This window comes from Kitasatospora sp. NBC_01287, assembly GCF_026340565.1.
Lineage (GTDB): Bacteria > Actinomycetota > Actinomycetes > Streptomycetales > Streptomycetaceae > Kitasatospora.
This window is the reverse complement of record NZ_JAPEPB010000001.1, coordinates 8,232,363-8,252,411: the sequence shown is the minus strand read 5'-3', so window position 1 is coordinate 8,252,411 and position 20,049 is coordinate 8,232,363. Positions and strand designations below refer to the sequence as shown.

Annotated in this window: 20 protein-coding genes; 9 read left to right on the top strand and 11 right to left on the bottom strand. The window is 74.9% G+C overall.

Annotated features, from left to right (window positions below; genetic code table 11):
* Positions 1-23 precede the first annotated feature (23 nt).
* Positions 24-827, bottom strand: coding sequence for a glutamate racemase (locus tag OG455_RS35280; protein WP_266300353.1), 804 nt, complete (start codon positions 825-827; stop codon positions 24-26).
* A 68-nt stretch (positions 828-895) separates the two neighbouring features.
* Between OG455_RS35280 and OG455_RS35275 the strand changes: the two genes are divergently transcribed.
* Positions 896-2,074, top strand: a complete 1,179-nt coding sequence (locus tag OG455_RS35275; protein WP_266300352.1) for a glycosyltransferase — start codon at positions 896-898, stop codon at positions 2,072-2,074.
* 33 nt (positions 2,075-2,107) lie between these two features.
* On the opposite strand, the gene OG455_RS35270 is transcribed toward OG455_RS35275, so the two are convergent.
* On the bottom strand, positions 2,108-2,788 hold the full coding sequence (locus OG455_RS35270) for a thiol:disulfide interchange protein DsbA/DsbL (protein WP_266300351.1): 681 nt from the start codon (positions 2,786-2,788) through the stop codon (positions 2,108-2,110).
* A 75-nt stretch (positions 2,789-2,863) separates the two neighbouring features.
* Complete coding sequence (locus OG455_RS35265) at positions 2,864-3,790, bottom strand: slipin family protein (RefSeq protein WP_266300350.1); 927 nt, start codon at positions 3,788-3,790, stop codon at positions 2,864-2,866.
* 395 nt (positions 3,791-4,185) lie between these two features.
* Between OG455_RS35265 and mscL the strand changes: the two genes are divergently transcribed.
* From mscL to OG455_RS35240, 5 genes are all read left to right on the top strand, one after another.
* Positions 4,186-4,629, top strand: a complete 444-nt coding sequence (mscL, locus tag OG455_RS35260) for a large conductance mechanosensitive channel protein MscL (RefSeq protein ID WP_266300349.1) — start codon at positions 4,186-4,188, stop codon at positions 4,627-4,629.
* A 229-nt stretch (positions 4,630-4,858) separates the two neighbouring features.
* The gene (locus tag OG455_RS35255; protein WP_266300348.1) at positions 4,859-5,539 is read left to right on the top strand and encodes a DUF6643 family protein; all 681 of its coding nucleotides are present in this window, start codon (positions 4,859-4,861) and stop codon (positions 5,537-5,539) included.
* Positions 5,540-5,722: 183 nt separating this feature from the next.
* Entirely contained in the window at positions 5,723-6,601 is an 879-nt protein-coding gene (locus OG455_RS35250) for an MOSC domain-containing protein (RefSeq protein WP_266300347.1), read from the top strand.
* 90 nt (positions 6,602-6,691) lie between these two features.
* On the top strand, positions 6,692-9,130 hold the full coding sequence (locus OG455_RS35245) for a right-handed parallel beta-helix repeat-containing protein (protein WP_266300346.1): 2,439 nt from the start codon (positions 6,692-6,694) through the stop codon (positions 9,128-9,130).
* 55 nt (positions 9,131-9,185) lie between these two features.
* Complete coding sequence (locus OG455_RS35240; RefSeq protein ID WP_266300345.1) at positions 9,186-10,001, top strand: DeoR/GlpR family DNA-binding transcription regulator; 816 nt, start codon at positions 9,186-9,188, stop codon at positions 9,999-10,001.
* 84 nt (positions 10,002-10,085) lie between these two features.
* On the opposite strand, the gene OG455_RS35235 is transcribed toward OG455_RS35240, so the two are convergent.
* The 4 genes from OG455_RS35235 to OG455_RS35220 all read right to left on the bottom strand — a co-directional run bounded on the left by OG455_RS35235 (position 10,086) and on the right by OG455_RS35220 (position 13,817).
* On the bottom strand, positions 10,086-11,192 hold the full coding sequence (locus OG455_RS35235) for a PLP-dependent cysteine synthase family protein (protein ID WP_266300344.1): 1,107 nt from the start codon (positions 11,190-11,192) through the stop codon (positions 10,086-10,088).
* Positions 11,193-11,271: 79 nt separating this feature from the next.
* Positions 11,272-11,853 carry a hypothetical protein gene (locus OG455_RS35230; RefSeq protein ID WP_266300343.1) on the bottom strand — a complete coding sequence of 194 codons (582 nt, stop codon included), beginning with the start codon at positions 11,851-11,853 and terminating at the stop codon, positions 11,272-11,274.
* Between the two features lie 162 nt (positions 11,854-12,015).
* The gene (locus OG455_RS35225; RefSeq protein WP_323185626.1) at positions 12,016-12,384 is read right to left on the bottom strand and encodes an SHOCT domain-containing protein; all 369 of its coding nucleotides are present in this window, start codon (positions 12,382-12,384) and stop codon (positions 12,016-12,018) included.
* 209 nt (positions 12,385-12,593) lie between these two features.
* A complete protein-coding gene (locus tag OG455_RS35220; protein ID WP_266300342.1) occupies positions 12,594-13,817 on the bottom strand; it encodes an ROK family protein in 1,224 nt (407 codons plus the stop codon).
* A 17-nt stretch (positions 13,818-13,834) separates the two neighbouring features.
* Here OG455_RS35220 and OG455_RS35215 point away from each other — a divergent pair, with 17 nt between their 5' ends.
* From OG455_RS35215 to OG455_RS35205, 3 genes are read left to right on the top strand one after another with little or no spacing between them, the layout of a single operon-like run.
* Positions 13,835-15,082, top strand: coding sequence for an MFS transporter (locus OG455_RS35215; protein ID WP_266300341.1), 1,248 nt, complete (start codon positions 13,835-13,837; stop codon positions 15,080-15,082).
* Entirely contained in the window at positions 15,079-15,606 is a 528-nt protein-coding gene (locus OG455_RS35210) for a HutD family protein (RefSeq protein WP_266300340.1), read from the top strand. The genes OG455_RS35215 and OG455_RS35210 overlap by 4 nt, the downstream gene beginning before the upstream one ends.
* Positions 15,607-15,659: 53 nt before the next feature.
* Complete coding sequence (locus tag OG455_RS35205) at positions 15,660-16,382, top strand: nucleotidyltransferase domain-containing protein (RefSeq protein ID WP_266300339.1); 723 nt, start codon at positions 15,660-15,662, stop codon at positions 16,380-16,382.
* A 73-nt stretch (positions 16,383-16,455) separates the two neighbouring features.
* Here OG455_RS35205 and OG455_RS35200 read toward each other — a convergent pair whose 3' ends face one another.
* The 4 genes from OG455_RS35200 to OG455_RS35185 form a co-directional block, all read right to left on the bottom strand.
* Positions 16,456-16,953, bottom strand: coding sequence for a GNAT family N-acetyltransferase (locus tag OG455_RS35200; protein WP_266300338.1), 498 nt, complete (start codon positions 16,951-16,953; stop codon positions 16,456-16,458).
* 9 nt (positions 16,954-16,962) lie between these two features.
* A complete protein-coding gene (locus OG455_RS35195) occupies positions 16,963-17,715 on the bottom strand; it encodes a DapH/DapD/GlmU-related protein (RefSeq protein WP_266300337.1) in 753 nt (250 codons plus the stop codon).
* A 137-nt stretch (positions 17,716-17,852) separates the two neighbouring features.
* Positions 17,853-18,635: an enoyl-CoA hydratase family protein gene (locus OG455_RS35190; protein WP_266300336.1), complete on the bottom strand. Its 783-nt coding sequence runs from the start codon at positions 18,633-18,635 to the stop codon at positions 17,853-17,855.
* A 118-nt stretch (positions 18,636-18,753) separates the two neighbouring features.
* Positions 18,754-20,037: an MFS transporter gene (locus tag OG455_RS35185; protein WP_266300335.1), complete on the bottom strand. Its 1,284-nt coding sequence runs from the start codon at positions 20,035-20,037 to the stop codon at positions 18,754-18,756.
* Positions 20,038-20,049: the final 12 nt, after the last annotated feature.

Genomic DNA, 20,049 nt, shown 5'->3' with positions numbered 1-20,049 from the left:
GTGCTGGGGGTGGTACCGGGGAGCTACCGGGCGCCGAGCTCCGCGCCCCGGCGGAAGCCCTGCCGGCGCAGGGCGCGCCCCTGCGGGTAGCGGATCGCGGCGGACGGGAGCGGGCTGACCTCGCCGGCGTGCAGGACGGTCAGGGTGGCGCCGCCGCTGCGGGCAAGCGCCTCGGCCGGCAGGCGGCGCAGGGCCTGGGCGGCGACGGCGTCGGCGGAGCCGTACAGGGCCAGGTCGGGGTGGGCGGTCGCGGCGATGGCGGCGCGGATCGGCTCGGCGACCAGCTCGTAGTGGGTGCAGCCGAGCACCACGGCCGTGGTGCCGGGCGGGGTGAGCGCGGCGGCCGCGGCGATCGCCTCGTACTGGGCGGCCTCGTCGGCGTGCTCCACCGCGTCGGCCAGGCCCGGGCAGCCGACCTCGGTGACCTCCGCCTCGCCGCCGAACTCGGCGATCAGTCCGCGCTGGTAGGCACTGCCGGTGGTGGCCGGGGTGGCCCAGATCGCCACCTTGCCGCCCGCTCGGGCGGCCGGCTTGATCGCCGGGACGGTGCCGATCACCAGCAGCTCCGGCTCCAACTCGGCGCGCAGCGTGGCCAGGGCGTGCACCGAGGCGGTGTTGCAGGCGACCACCAGCGCGTCCGGGCGCAACGCAGCGGCGGCCCGCGCGCAGGCGAGCGCGTGCTCGGTGAGGTCGGCGGGCGTGCGCGGACCCCAGGGCATGCTCTCGGGATCGCTGGAGAGCACCAGATCGACATCCGGACGCAGGGTCCGAAGGGCGGCGGCCGCCGGGAGCAGGCCGATTCCGGAGTCAATCAGTGCGATCTTCACGACATATGACCCTAGCCGATCCGGCCGTGCTGAGCGCCTAGGCGGTACCGCTGCGGCAGACTGCGACCGTGACGCTGCTGCCGTGGATCACCGGGCTGACCGGACTGTCGCTGCTCTGCTGGCTCTGGCTGGCCTGCGGCCAAGGGCTGTTCTGGCGCACGGATGTGCGACTCCCGCCGCACCGCCCCGATCCGGACAGGTGGCCCGAGGTGGCCATCGTGGTGCCGGCCCGGGACGAGGCGGCGGTGCTGCCGCTGAGCCTGCCGGGGCTGCTGGGGCAGAAGTACCTCGGACGGGCCAGGGTGATCCTGGTGGACGACCACAGCTCGGACGGCACGGCCGAGACCGCCCGCGCGCTCGCCGCGCGGTTCCCGGACGGCCTGCCGCTCACCGTCACCACCCCGCCCGCGCTGCCGGCCGGCTGGACCGGCAAGCTCTGGGCGGTGCGGCACGGCGTCGAGCTGGCCGGCGAGAGCGGGGACGTGGAACTGCTGCTGCTCACCGACGCCGACATCGCGCACGGCCCGCAGACGCTGGCCGCGCTGGTGGCCGGCGCGCAGGCGGAGCGGCTCGACCTGGTCTCGCAGATGGCCCGGCTGCGCACCGAGACCGGCTGGGAACGGCTGATCGTGCCGGCCTTCGTCTACTTCTTCGCCCAGCTCTACCCCTTCCGCTGGAGCAACCGGCCCGGCGGAAGGACGGCGGCGGCGGCCGGGGGCTGCTCCCTGGTGCGCCGGGCGGCGCTGGAGCGGGCCGGCGGGGTGGCCGCGATCCGGGGCGCGGTGATCGACGACGTGTCGCTGGCCCGCGCCGTCAAGCGGACCGGCGGGCGCACCTGGCTGGGCCTGGCCGAGCGGACCGAGGCGCTGGCCGTGCTGAGCGTGCGCCCGTACCCGGGGCTCGGCCCGCTGTGGCGGATGGTCTCGCGCAGCGCGTACGCCCAGTTGCGGCACTCGCTGCCCCTGCTGCTGGGCACGGTGCTGGGGCTGGCGCTGATCTACCTGCTGCCGCCCGTCGCCGCCGTGCTGGGGGCCGCCTCGGGCCACTGGCTGCTCGCGGGCGGCGGCGCGGCGGCGTGGGCGGTGATGACGGCGACCTATCTGCCCATGACCCGCTACTACGACCGGCCCGCCCCCGCCGCCCTGCTGCTGCCGCTCACCGCGCTGCTGTACCTGCTGATGACGGTGGACTCGGCCGTCCAGCACTACCGGGGGCGCGGGGCCGCCTGGAAGGGCCGCACCTACTGACCGCTGAGACCGCCGGGACCGCCGGGAACGGCTTCAGGTGGTGGGGGCGGCGGATGCGGCACGCTCCGAGCGCACCTGCTCCAGCAGCTGGTCCAGCACCCGCGGCACCGCGTCCACCCCGCCCGCGCGGGTGGGCGAGGTGAGGTAGCGGCCCTGGACCACCGCGCTCGGCAGCTCGGTGACCTCGTAGCGGGCCAGGTCGTCCGGCGCCTGGGCCACCTCCTGGCGGACCCGGTCGGACTCGTAGGCGGCGGTGAACCTCTCGCGGTCCACCTGCTGGGCCACCGCCCAGTCGGCGGCGGCCGCCTCGGTGGTCAGATCCAGGCCCTCGTCGCGCACGGCGTGGAAGACGGCGCGCTGCAGCCGGTCCACCTCGCCGAGCTGCTCCAGTGTGAAGTAGAGCCGGGCGTGCGCCCGCTGGGCCGTCTGGTCCGAGTCGCCGGGCCAGACGGCGGGCAGCCGGCGCAGCACCACATCGGCGGGCCGGCGGGCGGCCCACTCCTCCAGGGGGCCCTCCAGCAGCTGGGAGTGCTGGCAGCCGTACCAGAAGACCTCGACCACCTCGCGCTTGGCCGCCTCGCCCACCGGCTGCGGGTGACGCAGGCTCACGTACGACGCCTGCTCGGCCGGCGCCGCACCGCAGACGGGCACGGCGGTGCCGAGCGCACAGGTGACGGAGACCAGCAGGACGGCGGCGCGGATGACGGGCTTCATGCCCGCCACCGTGCCAGTCCGCCTGCCGCGCGGGCCAGTTGCACCGCGCGGGTTCGCCCGATCGAGCGAGTGCGGTTACTCCGGAAGCTCCTCGATGGCGACCGGCGCGGGGACGTCCGCCGCCAGGACCGCAGCCGGTGCGGCCGCCAGCGCGGGAGCGGCCTGCGCCGCCGCCACCTCGGCCGGCGCTTCAGCCCGCCCGGCCCGCTCGGCCGGCGCGGCCTGCGGCGCCGCGGGGGTGTGCGCGGCGGCGGCACCCGCCGCGCTCTCGAAGAACCGCAGCAGCTCCACCGGGAAAGGCAGCACCAGCGTCGAGTTCTTCTCCGCCGCCACCTCCACCACGGTCTGCAGCAGCCGCAGCTGCATCGCGGCCGGCGTCTCGGACATCTTGTGCGCCGCCTCCGCCAGCTTGGCGGCGGCCTGGAACTCACCGTCGGCGGTGATGATCCGGGCCCGCCGCTCGCGGTCGGCCTCGGCCTGGCGGGCCATCGAGCGCTTCATCGAGTCGGGCAGCGCGACGTCCTTGATCTCCACCCGGTCGATGTGCACGCCCCAGCCGACCGCCGGGCTCTCCAGCATCAGCTCCAGGCCCCGGTGCAGTTGCTCGCGCCCCGACAGCAGGTCGTCCAGCTCGCTCTTGCCGATGATCGAGCGCAGCGAGGTCTGCGCGACCTGCAGCATCGCGAAGGAGTAGTTCTGCACGTCCACCGTGGCGCGCACCGGCTCGATCACCCGGAAGTAGAGCACCGCGTCCACCCGGACGGTGACGTTGTCCTTGGTGATGCCCTCCTGGGCGGGCACCGGCATGGTGATCACCTGGACATTGACCTTGCGCATCCGGTCGACCAGCGGTATCAGCAGCGTCAGTCCGGGCTCGCGCACCTTGCCGCGCACCCGGCCGAGACGGAACACCACCCCACGCTCGTACTGCTGCACCACCCGCATGCTGGTGGCCAGGAAGGCCACCCCGAGCACCACCAACGCGACGATCACGCCAGGCATCGAGAACTCGCCCATCCCCTCGGGCGGCGCACCACCCCCGGGCCCCCGTGGGTCCGGTCGGCCGGCACGCGCCGCGCGGATCAGTATGCGCCCGCCCACGGCGGGGCGACAGGTGTTTTCACCGGCGGGACGGCGGGCGGCACCACCAGCCGCCGGCTCCGGTCAACAGCGCGGCGCCGCACGCCACTGCTCGCACACCCGTCCGCTTGCACCGCGCCCGCCTCGCGAGCCGCGGCACGGGCGCACACGGACGATCTGATGCGTCGTCAACTTCGGTATCACCATTGGGCGGAACGGGTGATCGCGAATGGACCCGGGCACCCCGGCCCGACCAGGATGTGGGTCCGCCAGCGGGCCGAGCCGTCGCCCCGCGTGATCCTCCTGGAGTCAGAGCCGTGTTCAAGGGCTTTCGCAGCTTCCTGCTGCGCGGAAACGTCGTCGACCTGGCCGTCGGTATCGTCATCGGGGCGGCCTTCACCGCCGTGGTCACCGGGTTCGTCACGGCGTTCCTGACGCCGCTGGTCGGGGTCGCCATGGGGGCGGTCGGCGACTTCACCAAGGAGAGCTTCGAGGTCGCCGGGGTGGCCTTCCCGTACGGCGGCTTCCTGAACGCGGTGATCAGCTTCGTGCTGGTCGCGGCGGTGATCTACTTCGGCGTGGTGCTCCCGATCGGCAAGGTGCACGCGCGTTTCGAGGCGCCCAAGGCGGCCGAGCCGGCCAAGACGGACTGCCCGCAGTGCCTGAGCAGGATTCCGGCCGCCGCCTCGCGTTGCGCGTTCTGCACCGCCGAGCTGGCCGTGCAGCCGGGCTTCCCGGTCCAGGCGATGCAGCGCGGCTGATCAGAGGCCTCCCGGCCGGACGGACGCGGATGTCGCGTGCGCCGGAGTGAGCCCCCCGGCGCGAGGGGGCTCATCCATTTCTCATGACCAAGTTTGACCGGAAATCATTCGCAAAATGTCCGATCTCTGATCATTCGCCAGGTTTGGGTTGGCGAAGACTGCGTAAACAGTCGAACTGCCACCCCTCCCAGTCTCCTCAGGGGCGCATTCTGGGCTTACGGTATGCCCCATGACCTCGCCCCGCTCCTACGACGGAGTCGGCTACTACCCTCCGTCCTTCTCGTCGGGCACGCCCATCTACGACAGCTTGGTCGCAGAGCGCGGAGTCCCGCAGATCGCGCCGATCAATGTGCCCGCCGCACTCCCCCCGGCGCCCGTCCCGGCGGGCGGCTACGGCGGCTCGGCCCTGGAGTCCACGAGCCTGCTGCCCGCGCTGCCGCCGGCCCGCCTCGCACTCGGCCCGGGCCCCAGCAGCCCCGGTTTCCAGACCCCGCCGCCCGGCACCGGCTACGCCGGCCAGCCGTACGTGCCCGGTCCGCGGATCCCGGCCGCGCCGATGCCGCCGGGCTACCCGCAGCCGGCCGCGCAGCAGGCCTGGGACCAGCAGCCCGGCGCCTTCAGACCGACCGGTCCGATGGCACCCGCGCCGGTGGCCCCGGTGCGGCCGATGCCGCCGCAGCAGTTCTTCCAGCAGCCGGGGCAGCAGTTCCCGGGGCAGCAGAACCCGGCCCAGCAGCAGCCGCAGGCCTACGCGAGCCAGCAGCCGACCGGTCAGCAGCAGCAGTTCGGCCAGCAGCAGTTCGGGCAGCCCTCGTTCGGCCAGCAGCCCTTCGGGCAGCAGCAGTTCAGCCAGCAGCAGCCGGGCCAGCCGCAGCAGCCCGGCCAGCCCTACCAGGGGCAGGCCTACTGATCGTGAGGAAACCGGTCGACCGACCGGAGCAGTAACCACAGGGGGGTCAGCCACGGGCCGCCCGGCGCACCGAGGACATCGGCGCACCGGGCGGCCCGCGTGCGTCCACCCCCACCACCGGGCTCCCGGCCGGTGGCGCCCGAGCCGGTCGGGAGCGTCCCGGCGACCTGGCAGGATGGTCGTATGCCACTCCTTTCCGGCCTGCACCGATATCCCGTCAAGTCGATGTACCGGCAGGACCTCGAAACCGCCGCCGTGGAGCCGTGGGGGCTGCGCGGGGACCGGCGCTGGATGCTCGCGCGCCCCTCCGGCCTGGCCGTCACCCAGCGCGACCTGCCCGAACTGGCCCGGTACCGGGTGGCCTCGGCCGCCGACGGAGCGCTGCGGGTCACCTCCCCCGAGGGTGACGAGCTGCAGGTCCCCGCCCCCGGGTCCGGGCAGGGTGCCACCGCGACCGAGGGCGACGTCTTCGGCACCCGGTTCGCCGCCGTCGAGGCCGACCCGAAGGCCCAGCTCTGGTTCGCCGAGCGGCTGGGCCCGCACGAGCTGGGCGAGGTGCGCCTGCTGCACCTGGCCGACCCGCTGGCCCGCCAGGTCGCCCCCGCGTTCAGCGCCCCGGGCGAGACGGTCAGCATGGCGGACGGGTTCCCGCTGCTGGCGATCACCACCTCCTCGCTGGCCGCCCTGAACGGGTGGCTGACCGACGGCGGGCAGCCGGGCGTCCCCAAGGAGCGGTTCCGCGCCAACCTGGTGATCGAGGGCACCGAGCCCTGGGAGGAGGACGGCTGGCGGCGGGTGCGGGTCGGCGGGCTGACGTTCCGGGCCGTCAAGCTGTGCGGGCGCTGCATCGTCACCACCACCGACCAGGAGACCGGCGAGCGGATGGGCCAGGAGCCGCTGCGCACCCTGGCCAAGCGCCGCCGCTTCGACAAGAAGTCCGCCTTCGGCGTCAACCTGATACCCGAGCGCCCCGACCAGGTGACCGCCTCGGAGCTCGGCACCCTCCGGTTGGGTGACCAGGTCAGCGTGCTCGCCCGGGGCGAGCGGCTCCCAGCCGCTTAGCAGCTGGGGGCCCAGGTGAGCACGCTACGGTGAGCCAACGGCACGATCAGCGGAAGGCGGGACGGCACAGCGTCATGAGTGGGCACCGTCATGAGTGAGCACAGGGTCCGGGTCACGCAGGACAGCGGCTCGCGCTGGCGCCGCCGTGCCGGGGAGTACCAGACACTGGCCGAGGCGCTGGCCGCCGCCGAGCCCGGTGACACCGTCACGGTGCGCCCGGGGGTGTTCCGCGAGAACGTGCTGCTCGACAAGGCGGTCACCGTGCTGCCCGCCGAGGGCCCGGGCACCGTGCGGATCGACCCGCCCACGGGGGTGCCGCTCACCGTGACCGCCGCCGCCACCGTGCGCGACCTGGTGGTCGAGGGCTTCAACAGCTCGGCCGCGGCCGTCCGGATCGCCGGCCCCGAGGCGGCCGCCACCCTGATCGGGGTCCGGGTGGACACCCACTCGGCGGTCGGCGTCGAGGTGGCCGACCAGGCGCGGGCGCAGCTGACCGGATGCACCGTCAGCAACCCCTCGGGCCTGGGACTACGGCTGCGCGGCGCGGCCACCGCGCGGATCGACGAGTGCGAGGTCACCCAGGCCGGGCAGGCGGCGCTGGCGGTGCTGGAGGGATCGACCGCCGTGCTGAAACGTTGCCGGCTGCACAACGCGGTCGGCGCCGGCGTGCTGCTGACCGACGCCGGCACCCTGGCCGAACTGACCGGCTGCGAACTGTACGAGATCAAGGGCAGCGGCGTGCAGGCCGAGGCCAAGGCGGTGGGCCGGCTGACCGACTGCGAGGTGCACCGGGTCACCGGCAACGGCCTGACCCTGGACACCGAGGCCGAGCTGCGGCTGCTCGACTGCCGGCTGCACGACCTGCCGGAGAACGCCGCCGACCTGCGCGACCGCGCCGTCCTGACGCTGGAGCGCAGCACGATCAGGGCCTTCGGACGCGGCGCGCTCTCGGTCTGGGACACCGGCACCACGGCCGTGGCGACCGGCTGCCTGATCGAGGACAGCACCGGCGACTACCCGGCGATCTGGATCAGCGACGGCGCTCAGCTGGCGCTGACCGACTGCACCCTGCAGAACCTGCCGGACGCGCTCTTCGTGCTGGACCGGGACTCCCGGGCCACCGCCACGGACACCTCGTTCAGCGCGATCCGCAGTTCGGCGGTCTCGGTCAGCTCGGGGGCGAGCGTGGCGCTGGAGCGCTGCAAGGTGCGCGAGGCGGGCACCGGCCTCTGGTTCCGCGACCACGGCAGCGGCGGGCTGCTGACGGAGTGTGAGATCTCCGACGTGGCCACCGGCGTGATCGTCACCAAGGGCGCCGACCCGGTGCTGCGCGACTGCGTGGTGCGCGGCAGCACCGAGGCGGCGGTGTACGTCTCGGCGCAGGGGCGGGGCAGCTTCGAGGACTGCCGGGCGGTGCAGGGCAAGGGCTTCGGCTTCCACGTGATCGACGGCTGCCGCACCGCGCTGACCCGCTGCCGGGCCGAGCAGAACGGGCGGGCCGGCTTCGAGTTCTCCGAGCCGGGCCCGGTGGTCGAGGCCTGCACCTCGGACGACGTGCCGGGCGCGAGCGCGGCCGCCCCGGCCAAGCCCCCGGCCCCCGCGCAGGCGCCGAGCGCGCCCGCGCAGCCGGAGACGGTACCGGGACCGCGCACCGCGCAGCTGACCACGGCCGGCGCGCTCACCGCCCCACCGCAGATCTCCCCGATCCCGGACTGCCGCCCGGCGGAGGAGGCGCTGGCCGAGCTGGACTCGCTGATCGGGCTGGCCACGGTGAAGCAGGAGGTGCGCACCCTGATCGACCTGATCTCGGTGGGCCGGCGCCGCCGGCAGGCCGGGCTGAAGGCGCCCTCGCTCCGCCGGCACCTGGTCTTCACCGGCGCCCCCGGCACCGGCAAGACCACGGTGGCCCGGCTCTACGGCGAGATCCTGGCCGCCCTCGGGGTGCTGCAGCGCGGGCACCTGGTGGAGGTGGCCCGGGTGGACCTGGTCGGCGAGCACATCGGCTCCACCGCGATCCGCACCCAGGCCGCCTTCGACCAGGCCAGGGGCGGGGTGCTGTTCATCGACGAGGCCTACACGCTCTCCCCCGAGGACGGCGCCCGCGACTTCGGCCGCGAGGCGATCGACACCCTGGTCAAGCTGATGGAGGACCACCGCGACGAGGTGGTGGTGATCGTGGCCGGCTACACCGCCGAGATGGAGCGCTTCCTCGGTTCCAACCCCGGTGTCTCGTCCCGCTTCTCACGCACCGTCGCGTTCCCCGACTACACCGACGCCGAACTGCTGGCGATCGCCCGCACCCAGGCCGTGGAGCACGAGTACCAGCTCGCCGCGGCCACCGAGGACGCGCTGCTCGGCCACTTCGCCACCCTGCACCGCGGCCCCAGCTTCGGCAACGGCCGCACCGCCCGCCAGGTCTTCGAGACAATGATCGAGCGGCACGCGATGCGGGTGGCCCACCTGCCCGACCCCTCCACCGAGGACCTCCAACTCCTGGTTCCCGCTGACCTCCCGCTCCCACCCGGCTAGCCCGACGTGGCAGGATGACTATAAGAACGGATCACCGAAAGGCGGGGTAACGTACGTGGCCGACAACAGCAACCTGCTCGCCGAGCAGCGCCGGGCGCTGATCCTGGACGAGGTACGGCGGCGCGGCGGTGTGCGGGTCAACGAGCTGACCCGTCGGCTGAACGTGTCGGACATGACGATCCGACGGGACCTCGACGCGCTCGCCAAGGTCGGCGCGATCGAGAAGGTGCACGGCGGCGCGGTGCCGGTGGAGGAGGCGCGCACCCATGAGCCGGGCTTCGAGGCGAAGTCGGCGCTGGAGCTCTCCGCCAAGGAGGAGATCGCGCGGGCGGCCGCCGCCCTGGTCACCCCCGGCAGCGCCATCGCCCTCTCCGGCGGCACCACCACCTTCGCGCTGGCCCAGCACCTGGTGTTGATCGGATCGCTGACCGTGGTGACCAACTCGGTCCGGGTCGCGGACGTCTTCGAGCGTGCCCAGCGCCAGGGAGAGGGGGCCGGCACCACGGTGGTGCTGACCGGCGGGGTGCGCACCCCCTCGGACTCCCTGGTCGGCCCGGTGGCGGACCGCGCGATCCGCTCGCTCCACTTCGACCTGCTCTTCCTGGGCACCCACGGCCTCTCCCCCGAGGCAGGCCTGTCCACCCCGAACCTGGCCGAGGCCGAGACCAACCGGAACTTCGTGGCCTCGGCCCGCCGCGTGGTGGCGGTGGCCGACCACACCAAGTGGGGCGTGGTCGGCCTGTCCACCTTCGCCGAGCTCGCCGAGGTGGACACCTGGGTCACCGACGCCGCGCTGCCCGGCGAGGCCGCCGACGCGGCCCGCGAGCACGTGCGGGAGCTGCTGCTGGCACCGTCCGGGGCACAGGGGTAGCAGCGGCACGGGGGTAGCGACGGCACGGGAGTACGGCGGGGCCCGGGTGGCGGCGAGGTGGCGGCCGACGCGGAGGCCGCTCGGTCAGAAGCCGGACGGTTCCTGGTCGTCCGCGCGGAGGAAGGCCTCCAGCGAGCGCTGGTACGGAGCGATGTCCAGGCCCTGGGCCGTGAGCCAGGAGTCGGCGTAGTACTTGTCCAGGTAGCGGTCGCCCGGGTCGCAGATCAGGGTGACCACGCTGCCGCGCTCACCGCGCTCGCGCATCTCGGCGACGATCTTGAGCGCGCTCCACAACCCGGTCCCGCTGGAGGCGCCGGCCCGCTTGCCGAGCACCCGCTCCAGCACCCGGATCGCGGCGATCGACGCCGCGTCAGGAACCTTCATCATCCGGTCGATCGCGCCGGGCACGAAGCTCGGCTCCATCCGAGGCCGCCCGATCCCCTCGATCCGCGAGCCGCGCTCGCAGACCGCCGCCGGGTCGCGCTCGACCCACCCCTCGAAGAAGCAGGAGTTCTCCGGGTCGGCCACGCATATCCGGGTGTCGTACTGCTGGTAGCGCACGTAGCGCGCGATGGTCGCCGAGGTGCCGCCGGTGCCCGCCGTCGCCACGATCCAGGCCGGCTCGGGGTGCGGCTCCAGGCTCAGCTGGGCGAAGACCGACTCGGCGATGTTGTTGTTGCCGCGCCAGTCGGTGGCCCGCTCGGCGTAGGTGAACTGGTCCATGTAGTGCCCGCCGGTCTCGGCCGCCAGCCTGGCCGAGGTCTCGTAGACCTCGCACGGGTCGTCCACCAGGTGGCAGCTGCCGCCGTGGAACTCGATCAGGTCGATCTTGGCGCGACTGGTCGTCCTGGCCATCACCGCGATGAACGGGACGCCGATCAGCTTGGCGAAGTACGCCTCGGAGACGGCCGTGGAACCACTGGAGGCCTCGATCACCGGCTTGTCCGGCCGGATCCACCCGTTGCACAGCCCGTACAGGAAGAGCGAGCGGGCCAGCCGGTGCTTGAGGCTCCCGGTGGGGTGCGTGGACTCGTCCTTGAGGTAGAGGTCGATGCCCCACGCCGCGGGGAGGGGGAAGCGCAGCAGGTGGGTGTCGGCCGAGCGGTTGGCGTCGGCCTGCACCCGGCGGACGGCCTCCTTGAGCCAAGCTCGGTAGGCGGCGTCGGACCGGTCGACATCCAGTGTTTCCATGAACATCATTGTAACGGAAAGTAATCATTTTGAGAGTCATAGGTTCCGCTTATCGAGTGCACCGCCGCCCGCGCGGCCGCTACCCGAGCGGGGCCGCGAAGGCTCCCGGCCCGTACCCGCGGCGACCCGACGGCGGAGCCACGCAGATGCAGGCGCCGACGAGCAGGACGCCCATCGGCACCACCGCGCCGCCGATCAGGAACGTGACGAACCCGGCGACCCCGGCCAGCACCACGAGCACCGCGAGCGCCCACGCCGTCCGGGCCGCCGCCCTGGAGCGCTCGGCGGCGCCGGTCCGGACGAGCAGGCCGACCACCAGGGCCGCCAGCAGCGGCAGCAGCACCAGCAGCAGGACGCCGTAGCCGCTCTGCGCGACCAGGCTGACCCGCGGCTCCGTGACGAAGACCTGGGACGCCGGGTCGGACGGGCCAACTGCCCCGGTCAGGGCGGCTGTCGGGGCCGCTGTCGGGGCGGCGGTCGCGAACACCGGAGGACTCTGTACCGTCACGATCGGCAACCAGCGGGCCAGCGCCAGCAGCACCAGCCCCCAGCCGACCGCCGCACCGGCGAGCAGCACGGCCGTCCGGCGCGCGGGCGGGACCGGGACCGGGACCGGGAACGCCGTGACGGGGCCGGGAGCGGCGCTGGGGGCAGGGCTCATCGGTTGCTCCTCCGGTCCGGCGGCCGGTGGGCGGCGCACGCGCCGCCCACCAGTTTTGAGCGAGTGCTCAAACTTTCCGTCCCCACCGTAGGGTCGCGCGGCAGGGGCGTCAATGCGTCGCTGACAACCGGTCAACTCCGTTGCGCACCAGTGCGGCACCGACTACCGGCTGCCGCCCCGCTCCTCCTCCCCGGCGTTCAGGGTGGCCCGGCGCGCCCAGTACTCGTCCTCGTCGATCTCGCCCCGGGCGAACCGCTCCGCCAGCAGCGTCAGCGGCGAGGACTGCGAGGCGGCCTGCGGACCGCCGTGGGACCAGGGGCCGGTGCGCCCCGTGGGCCCGGCGGCACCGAAGCGGCCGGCAGGTCCCGTGGGGCCGAAGCGGCCGCGGCGCCAGGCGGTGCGGCGCAGCGTCACGAAGACGAAGGCCAGGAAGGCGAACCAGAGCAGCGGGAAGAACAGGAACCACGGGCCGCCGTGCCAGTGGTCGTCGGCCAGCAGGGCCGTCGCGGTCGTCGCGTTCATCGCGTCCATCGGGATCCATCTCCTCGGGTGCGGCCCGGGTGGCACCGGGCCCGTCCCCTTGAGCGTCCCGCGCGGGGGTGCGACGGCGCGTCGTGCGGGCGGCGGCGGTGGGCGTACCACGCGGGGAGTACGTGGGCCGGTCCGGCCTGCGCCGGCGGCCCGCGCCGGCGGCCAGGGCCGGGGGCCCGCGCCGGGGGCCCGCGCCGGGGACGCCGCAGCTACGCCTCGGCCAGCTGCGGGTTCTCCAGGTACGGCGCCCAGGCCAGTTCGGCCGCCCCGGCCAGGCCCGCGTGGGCGAGCGAGGCGGCGAGGATCGGGACCTGGTCGCAGCGGCCCCACAGGCTGTGCCCGGTCACCTGCGCGGGCAGCCGCTCGGGGGCGGCGGCCAGCAGGTCGCGGTGCAGGCCGCCGAGCACGATCCGGTCGGGGTTGAGGATGTTGGCCAGGCCGGCCAGGCCGAGGCCGAGGCGGTCGACCACCTTGTCCACCGCCGCCCGGGCGACCGGGTCGTGGGCGGCCGAGGCGGCCAGCTCGTGGGCCTGGTCGAGCAGCCGGACGCCGGGCTCGGGGCTGCGGTCGGCGGCGGCCAGCAGGGCCGTCGGGTCGGTCTCCACGTTGAGGCAGCCCCGGTTGCCGCACGGGCAGGGGCGGCCCAGCGGATCCACCGTCAGGTGGCCTACCTCCAGCGCGAGTCCGGCGCTGCCGGTGTGCAGCCGTCCGTCCACCACCAGCGCGCCACCGACGCCCCGGTGCCCCGAGGTGACCAGCAGCAGGTGGCGGGCCCCGCGCCCCGCGCCGTGCCGGTGCTCGGCGAGCGCGACCAGGTTGGCGTCGTTGGCCACCGCGGTGGGCAGCGGCCGCCTGGTCCGGGGACCGAGGTCCTGGGCGGCCAGTGCCTCGGCGAACAGGGCCGCCGCCGGGGTGTCGCCGGGCCAGCCGAAGGTGAGCGCGGCCGGGGCGGTGCCATCGGGCTCGCGGACCGGATTGGGCAGCGCGAGCGCGGCACCCAGGCAGCGGCGGCGGTCGGCGCGGACCAGCGCGGCGCCGGCCTCGGCGATCGCCGCCGTCAGCGCGCTCGGCCCGGTGTCGGTGGGCAGCGGCAGCTGCACGGGCTCGCCCAGCGCGCCGCCGAGGCCGGCCAGCGCGAGCGAGAAGCCGTCGGCGTGCAGCTGGGCGGCGAGCACCACCGGGCCGTCGGGGGCGGGGCCGAGCCGGTGCGAGGGGCGTCCCCGGCTGCTGCCGACCGGGTGCTGGTCGACGCTCACCAGGCCCAGTGCGGCCAGTTCGCCCGCGACGGCGCCGGCCGTGGCCCGGGTGACGTCCAGGGCGGCGGTGAGCGCGGAACGGGTCGGGGCGCGGCCGGTGTGGATCAGTTCGAGGGCCGGGCCGAGCAGGCTGCGGCCTCGGTCGGGCGTGCGACGGGTTGTCGGAGTGTGCGGCACTCCTCTATTCTCACTTTGTGCCGCCCCTAAACAAAATACGCGCCGCCGTCCACCACTCACCGGCCCCGACCGGCTCCCCGCACCCGGCCCGCCGCACCGCCTGGCCCAGTGCCTGGCCCAGCGCCCGGCTCGCCCTCACCGCCTTCTTCGCGGCCGACGGCTTCCTCTTCGCCGCCTGGGTGGTCCGGATCCCCGACATCCGGGCCCAGGTGCACGCCTCGCACTCGGCGCTCGGGCTCGCGCTGCTCTGCGTCTCGGCCGGGGCGGTGGCCACCATGCCGCTGGTCGGCCGGCTCTGCCTGCGCCACGGCAGCCGCCGGATCACCGTGCTCTCGCTCGCCCTGCTGAGCGCCGCCGTACTGCTGCCTCCGCACACCCACTCGGTGCCGGCGCTCGGCGCGGTCCTGCTGCTCTTCGGCGCGGCGTACGGCGGCGCCAACGTCGCGATGAACAGCACCGCCGTCGAGCTGGTGACCGAGCTGCGCCGCCCGGTGATGCCCAGCTTCCACGCCGGCTACAGCCTGGGCGGACTCGTCGGCGCGGCGGTCGGCGGGCTGCTGGCCGGGCAGCTGACGGCGAGTTGGGCGCTGGCCGGCAGCGGGGCGTTCGGGCTGCTGGTCACCGGCTGGGCCGGCGTGGTGCTGCTGCGCGGCCACGGCACCACCCACCGGCGCGATCCGGCCGCACCGGCGGCCGCACCGCTGCTGCCGAAGGTGCGGGTGCTGGTGCTGCTGGTCGGGCTGACCGCGCTCTGCAGCTCGTACGGGGAGGGCTCGCTCGCCGACTGGGCCACCCTGCACCTGACCGACGACGTGCACGCGGGTGCGACGCTCGCCGCCTTCGGCTACGCCGCCTACGCCTTCGCGATGACGGCCGGACGGCTGGCCGGCACCTGGCTCTCGATCAGGCTGGGCCACGCGCGGCTGATGGTCGCGGGCGGCCTGACCGCCGCCGCCGGAATGCTGGTGGCCGCACTGACGCCCTCGGCCTGGGTGGTGCTGGCCGGCTTCGTGCTGATCGGACTCGGACTGGCCAACCTCTTCCCGCTCGCCATCGCCCGGGCCGGCGAGGTCGGCGGCCCGCGCGGGGTGGCCACCGCCTCCACCCTCGGCTACGCGGGCATGCTGATCGGTCCGCCGGTGATCGGCGTCCTCGCCGACGCCGTGAGCCTGCCGGTCGCGCTGACCACGGTCGCGGCGGCGAGCGCGGGGGCGGCGGCGCTGGCGCTGGTGGCGAGCCGGGCCGGGAGTAGCCTGCGGGCATGAGCGTTCTGCGACTGCCCGCCGCCACCCGCACCGCCACCGAGTGGCGCAACGGCGGCGGGCTGACCCGCGAGGTGGCGGCCGACCCCGGCGGGGCGTGGCGGGTCAGCCTGGCGGAGGTGGCGGCGGACGGGCCGTTCTCGCTCTTCCCCGGGCTGGCGCGGATCCTCACCGTGGTCGCGGGCGAGGGGCTGGAGCTGACCGTGGGCGAGGCAGCGCCCATCGCCGTCACCCCGCTGCGCCCGTTCGCCTTCGCCGGCTCGCTGCCCGTCCGCGCCCGGTTGCTGGGCGGCCCGGTCACCGCGCTCAACCTGATGACCCGCGTCGAGCGGCCCGACGCCGCCGTCACGCTCACCCCGGGCGGCGGCGAGCTGCGTCCGGCCGCGGGCGGGGCACTCCTGGCCCTCGCCCTGGAGGGCTACGACGCGCTGCTGGTCGAGCACCCCTCGACCGCACCCGGGCCGACCGGACCGACGGCGCTGATCCGGCTCCAGGCCAGACCTGGTCCGGCGCTGATCCGGCGCTGATCCGGCGCTGAAAACCCCTGGTCAGCCGGTGCGGATACTGCCATCCTCCCGCTATGCGCCAAGATCTCGCCGCTCAGGCCCAACGCCTCGTCAGCCTCCGCTTCCCGCACGCCCTCGGGGCCGTGCTCGGCGGCTCCGCCGCGACCGGGCGGGCCACCGCGACCAGCGACCTGGACCTCGTGGTGCTGGTCGGTGAGGACACCGGCACGACCTACCGGGAGACGATCCGCTTCGAGGGCCGGGTCGCCGAGCTCTTCGTGCACACCCCGACCGCCCTGGCCGAACTCTTCGCCGCCGGGCGGGCCGACCGGCGCGGGGTGCTGCAACGGGTGTACGCCGAGGGCGCGGTGCTGGTCGACGCCGAGGGCCACGCCACCCGGGCCAGGGCCAGCGCCGAGACCGAACTCGCCGCGGGGCCGCCGCCGCTGGGGCCCGGTGAGCGGGAGAGCCTGCGGTACGGCCTGACCGAGGCGCTGGACGACCTGGCCGACAACACCGACCCCGACGAGCGCGCCGCGATCGCCACCGTGCTGCTGCGCCAGGCGGCCGACCTGCTCTTCGACCACCACCGGGCCTGGAGCGGCGCCGGCAAGTGGCTGCCCCGCCGCCTGCTCGCCGCCTCCCCCACCCTCGGCGCCGCCCTGCTCTCCGGGCACCGCACCGCCGTCGAGGACCCCGCCGCACTGCTGCACGCGGGCGGCCGGGTGCTGGCCCGCACCGGCGGCACCCTGCGCGAGGGCTTCCGGCGGGAGTGGCCGGGCAGCCGGCAGGGGTGAGCCGCCCAGGGGCGGGCCGGGACGAGCCGAGCCGGCGGGGGACGCGGCGTCCGGTCGGCCACGAGCAACCGGCTCAGCCGGGGTGCCGCACCATCCAGACGTCCACCGCGTCCTCGCTCTCCGTCGTGAAGCCGAACCGCTCGTAGAGCCGCCGCGCCGGGCTGCCCTGGAGGACGTTCAACCGGACCGTCCTGCCCCGCGCGTCCGCCTCGGCAAGGAGTTCGCGCAGCACCGCGCCGCCGAGGCCGCGCCCCTGGCGGGCCGGGTCCAGGTAGAAGTGCTCCAGCCAGTGCCCGTCCGCCGCCGGGCGCAGCGCGACGCATCCCGCGAAGGCGTCGGGACCACCGGTACCGTCACCAGCCTGGTCACCAGTACCGCCGGCGGGACCGTCGGCGGCCAGGATCACCCAGGTGTGCTCGGCCGCGAAGCCCTCGCGCAGGCGCTGCCGCACCCGGTCGGGGTCGTAGCGGCCCAGCCGTTCCAGGTCGGTGCGCAGCACCACCGCGCGCAGTTCGGCGATCGGCTCGACATCCTGCGGGCGGGCCGGGCGCAGGCGTGCAGTCGCGGTCATCAGGGCGGATCAGCTCCCGGCGGGCGGTCGGAGGTCCCAGCCCACCAGCGCCCGCAACTGCTCGGCGGTCACGCCGTCCGGCAGTGGGCGCGGCGGGTCGGTGCGGAAGGGGGGCTGCCAGCCATCGGCATCGGTGAAGCCGCGCACCACCCGGGCGGGGGCGCCGGCCACCACGCTGTGGTCGGGGATCTCGCCGCGGACCACCGAACCGGCGGCGACCACCACGTTGCGGCCCAGCCGGGCGCCGGGCAGGATCACCGCGCCGGTGCCGATCCAGCTGCCGGCCCCGATCTCGACCGGCTCGTTGCGCGGCCACTGCTTGCCGATCGGCAGCGTGGTGTCGCGGTACTCGTGGGCCTGGTCGCTGATGTAGACGTTCGGGCCGGTCCAGACGTCGTCGCCGAGCACGATCGACTGGTGCCCGACCAGGTGGCTGCCCCGGCCGATCACGCAGCCGCCGCCGATGGTGATCACCGGCTCGGGGCCGAGGTCCAGGCCGGGCAGGAAGCCGGCCGAGATGGTGACCCGCTCGCCGATGATGCAGAACGGGCCGATCGCGATCGACTGCTCGTTGAAGACGGTGCCGAGCGGGAAGGCGAGCTTGCTGCCGTCGCCGAGGGTGTGGAACCGGTACGGTCCGGGGCTCTGGTTGGAGACCGCGCCGCGCTCCTGCACCCAGCGCCAGCCCCGGTGCACGACCCGGCCCGCGGCCCGGTGGGCCGTGGCGCGAAGGGCGGTGAGCAGGGCGGCGGCGTTCGGCATGCGCACACCGTAGCCGCCGCCGGGCCTCGGCAGGCCGCCGGGGGAGCAAGATCACACCCCGGCGCCGCGGAGCACCCCGCCAGTGAGCACCCCGCCGGTGAGCAGCTCCCAGGACCCCGGTCGGCCCGCGGACCCGGTCAGTCCGCGTCCACCGCCCAGGGCGCGGGGCGGCGCTCCAGGAAGGCCTTCATCCCCTGCTGGGCCTCGGGCGAGCCGAAGAGCCGGGCGGACTGCTCGACCCGGGCGTCCGCGTCCTGCTCGAAGGAGCGCACCACCTCGGCGTTGACCAGCCGCTTGGACTCGGCCAGGCCCTGCGGGGAGGCCAGGCGCAGGGCGGCGAGCACCTCCTCCAGCGCCTTGGCCGCCTCGTCCTCGGCAGCGGCGGCCAGGGTGATCAGGCCGATCCGGGCCGCCTCGACCGCGTCGAAGGTCTCGCCGGTCAGGTAGTAGCGCGCGGCGGCCCGCGGCTGCAGCTTGGGGCGCAGCGGCAGCGAGATGACGGCGGGCGCCAGGCCGAGCCGCACCTCGGTGAAGGCGAAGGTGGCGGCGGGCCCGGCGATCGCCAGGTCGGCCGCGCCGAGCAGCCCGAGCCCGCCGGCCCGCACATGGCCGTTGACGTAGGCGATCACCGGCTTGGGGCAGTCCACGATGGCCCGCTGGATGTCGACCAGGCCGCGCGGTCCCACCGTGGGGTCGCTGCCGGTCGCCTCCGAGAGGTCAGCGCCCGCGCAGAACACCTTGCCGGTGTGGCCGAGCACCACCGCGCGCACCGCCGGGTCCGCGGCAGCCGTCGCCAGCCCCTGGGCCAGCTCGGCCATCAGCCGGGTGGAGAGGGCGTTGCGGTTGTGCGGGGAGTCCAGCTCCAGGGTGGTGACGGCGCCGGTGGTGCCGACGCGGACGAAGGGGGCTGCGCTGGTCATCGTGGTGGGACCTGCTTTCCGGTATCCGACATGAGGGTGGTTCGGACGGGCTGGGAGCACTCTGGCATGCCGGGCGCGGGAGAACCAGAGGCCACCGGCCCGGCGCCCCGGCGCTCCGTCAGGCCGTCGCCCGGCGCTGCGCCCAGCGGCTCGCGGGGGCCATCGCGGCCCCGGCGGCGGCGAGCAGCAGGCCGGTGCAGAGCCAGCCGAGCAGCCCGTGGCCGACCACGCCCAGGGTGACCAGGGCGGGCCCGACCATCATGGCCGCGGCCGCACCCGCGTTGAAGACGCCCTGGTAGGCGCCGACCGCGCCGTCACCGGCCAGGTCGTAGCTGAGCGCCCAGCCGCCCGCCTGGGTGAGCACCTCACCACCCGCCTCGACGATGAGACCGAGCGCCAGGACCACCGAGGCGAGCAGCGGCGACAGCCCGTGCGCCAGGGAGACCAGCACGAAGCCGGCCGCCAGCAGCAGACCGCCGCGCAGGCAGACCCGGGCCGCCGTCCCCGGCCGCTCGGTGCCCCGGGTGGCCCGGACCTGGAAGAGCACCACCAGCACGGTGTTGATGGCCATGGAGGCCGCGACCATGGCGCGCGGCGCGTGCGTGTCCCGGACGATCCAGAGCGGGACGCCGATCTCCAGCAGCGCGAACTGCAGGGTGAGCACGGCGTTGAGGCAGGTGATGACGATGAACGGCAGGTCGCGCAGCGCTGGGTTGCGCCGCTCGGCGCGGGTGCGGGCGGCGGCGGCCGCGCGCACGGCCGGCGGGCGCCCCGGCAGGCGCGTCATGACCACCGCCACCGCCAGGAAGCTGGCGGCGTCCGCCAGCACGGTCACGGTGTAGGCGAAGCGGGTGTCGGCCTGCAGGGTGAGGCCTGCCACGATGCCGCCCAGGCCCATCGCGACGTTGGTGACGGCCCGCAGGTAGGCCCGCCCCGCCACCCGCTGCTCGCTCGGCAGCACCTCGGAGTAGAGCGCGCTGCGCGCGGTGGCCTGTCCCCGGTCGAGCGCGGTCACCGCGCAGGAGAGGATCACGAAGGCGGCCAGGCCGTGCAGCAGCGGGTAGGCGGTCGCGCCCACCCCCTCGACGGCGCACAGCGCGATCGCCACCCGCTTGCTGCCCCACCGGTCGGCGGCCCGCCCGGCGGGGATGCTGGCCAGCACCCCGCACAGTCCGGCCACGGTCAGCACCACACCGACCTGCGTCAGGCCGTAGCCGAGGATCCGGGTGAAGTAGAGCGCGCTGACCGTGAAGAAGAGGCCGTTGCCGAGGCTGTTGACGAGGGTGACCCAGGTCAGCAGCCGCACCACCGGGTCGGCGGGCAGCAGGCGGCCGCGCGGGCGGATGGGGGCGGGCGGGGGGATGGCGGTGGACGTCGTGGGGGCAGCGCTTGTCGTCGTCATGACGCGAATCTC

Coding starts and splice junctions, on each gene's coding strand:
- OG455_RS35270 (WP_266300351.1), bottom strand. CDS start 2,788: ATGAAGCCCGTCATCCGCGCCGCCGTCCTGCTGGTCTCCGTCACCTGT.
- OG455_RS35265 (WP_266300350.1), bottom strand. CDS start 3,790: ATGCCTGGCGTGATCGTCGCGTTGGTGGTGCTCGGGGTGGCCTTCCTG.
- OG455_RS35255 (WP_266300348.1), top strand. CDS start 4,859: ATGACCTCGCCCCGCTCCTACGACGGAGTCGGCTACTACCCTCCGTCC.
- OG455_RS35250 (WP_266300347.1), top strand. CDS start 5,723: ATGCCACTCCTTTCCGGCCTGCACCGATATCCCGTCAAGTCGATGTAC.
- OG455_RS35245 (WP_266300346.1), top strand. CDS start 6,692: ATGAGTGAGCACAGGGTCCGGGTCACGCAGGACAGCGGCTCGCGCTGG.
- OG455_RS35235 (WP_266300344.1), bottom strand. CDS start 11,192: ATGGAAACACTGGATGTCGACCGGTCCGACGCCGCCTACCGAGCTTGG.
- OG455_RS35230 (WP_266300343.1), bottom strand. CDS start 11,853: ATGAGCCCTGCCCCCAGCGCCGCTCCCGGCCCCGTCACGGCGTTCCCG.
- OG455_RS35225 (WP_323185626.1), bottom strand. CDS start 12,384: ATGGACGCGATGAACGCGACGACCGCGACGGCCCTGCTGGCCGACGAC.
- OG455_RS35210 (WP_266300340.1), top strand. CDS start 15,079: ATGAGCGTTCTGCGACTGCCCGCCGCCACCCGCACCGCCACCGAGTGG.
- OG455_RS35205 (WP_266300339.1), top strand. CDS start 15,660: ATGCGCCAAGATCTCGCCGCTCAGGCCCAACGCCTCGTCAGCCTCCGC.
- OG455_RS35200 (WP_266300338.1), bottom strand. CDS start 16,953: ATGACCGCGACTGCACGCCTGCGCCCGGCCCGCCCGCAGGATGTCGAG.
- OG455_RS35195 (WP_266300337.1), bottom strand. CDS start 17,715: ATGCCGAACGCCGCCGCCCTGCTCACCGCCCTTCGCGCCACGGCCCAC.
- OG455_RS35190 (WP_266300336.1), bottom strand. CDS start 18,635: ATGACCAGCGCAGCCCCCTTCGTCCGCGTCGGCACCACCGGCGCCGTC.
- OG455_RS35185 (WP_266300335.1), bottom strand. CDS start 20,037: ATGACGACGACAAGCGCTGCCCCCACGACGTCCACCGCCATCCCCCCG.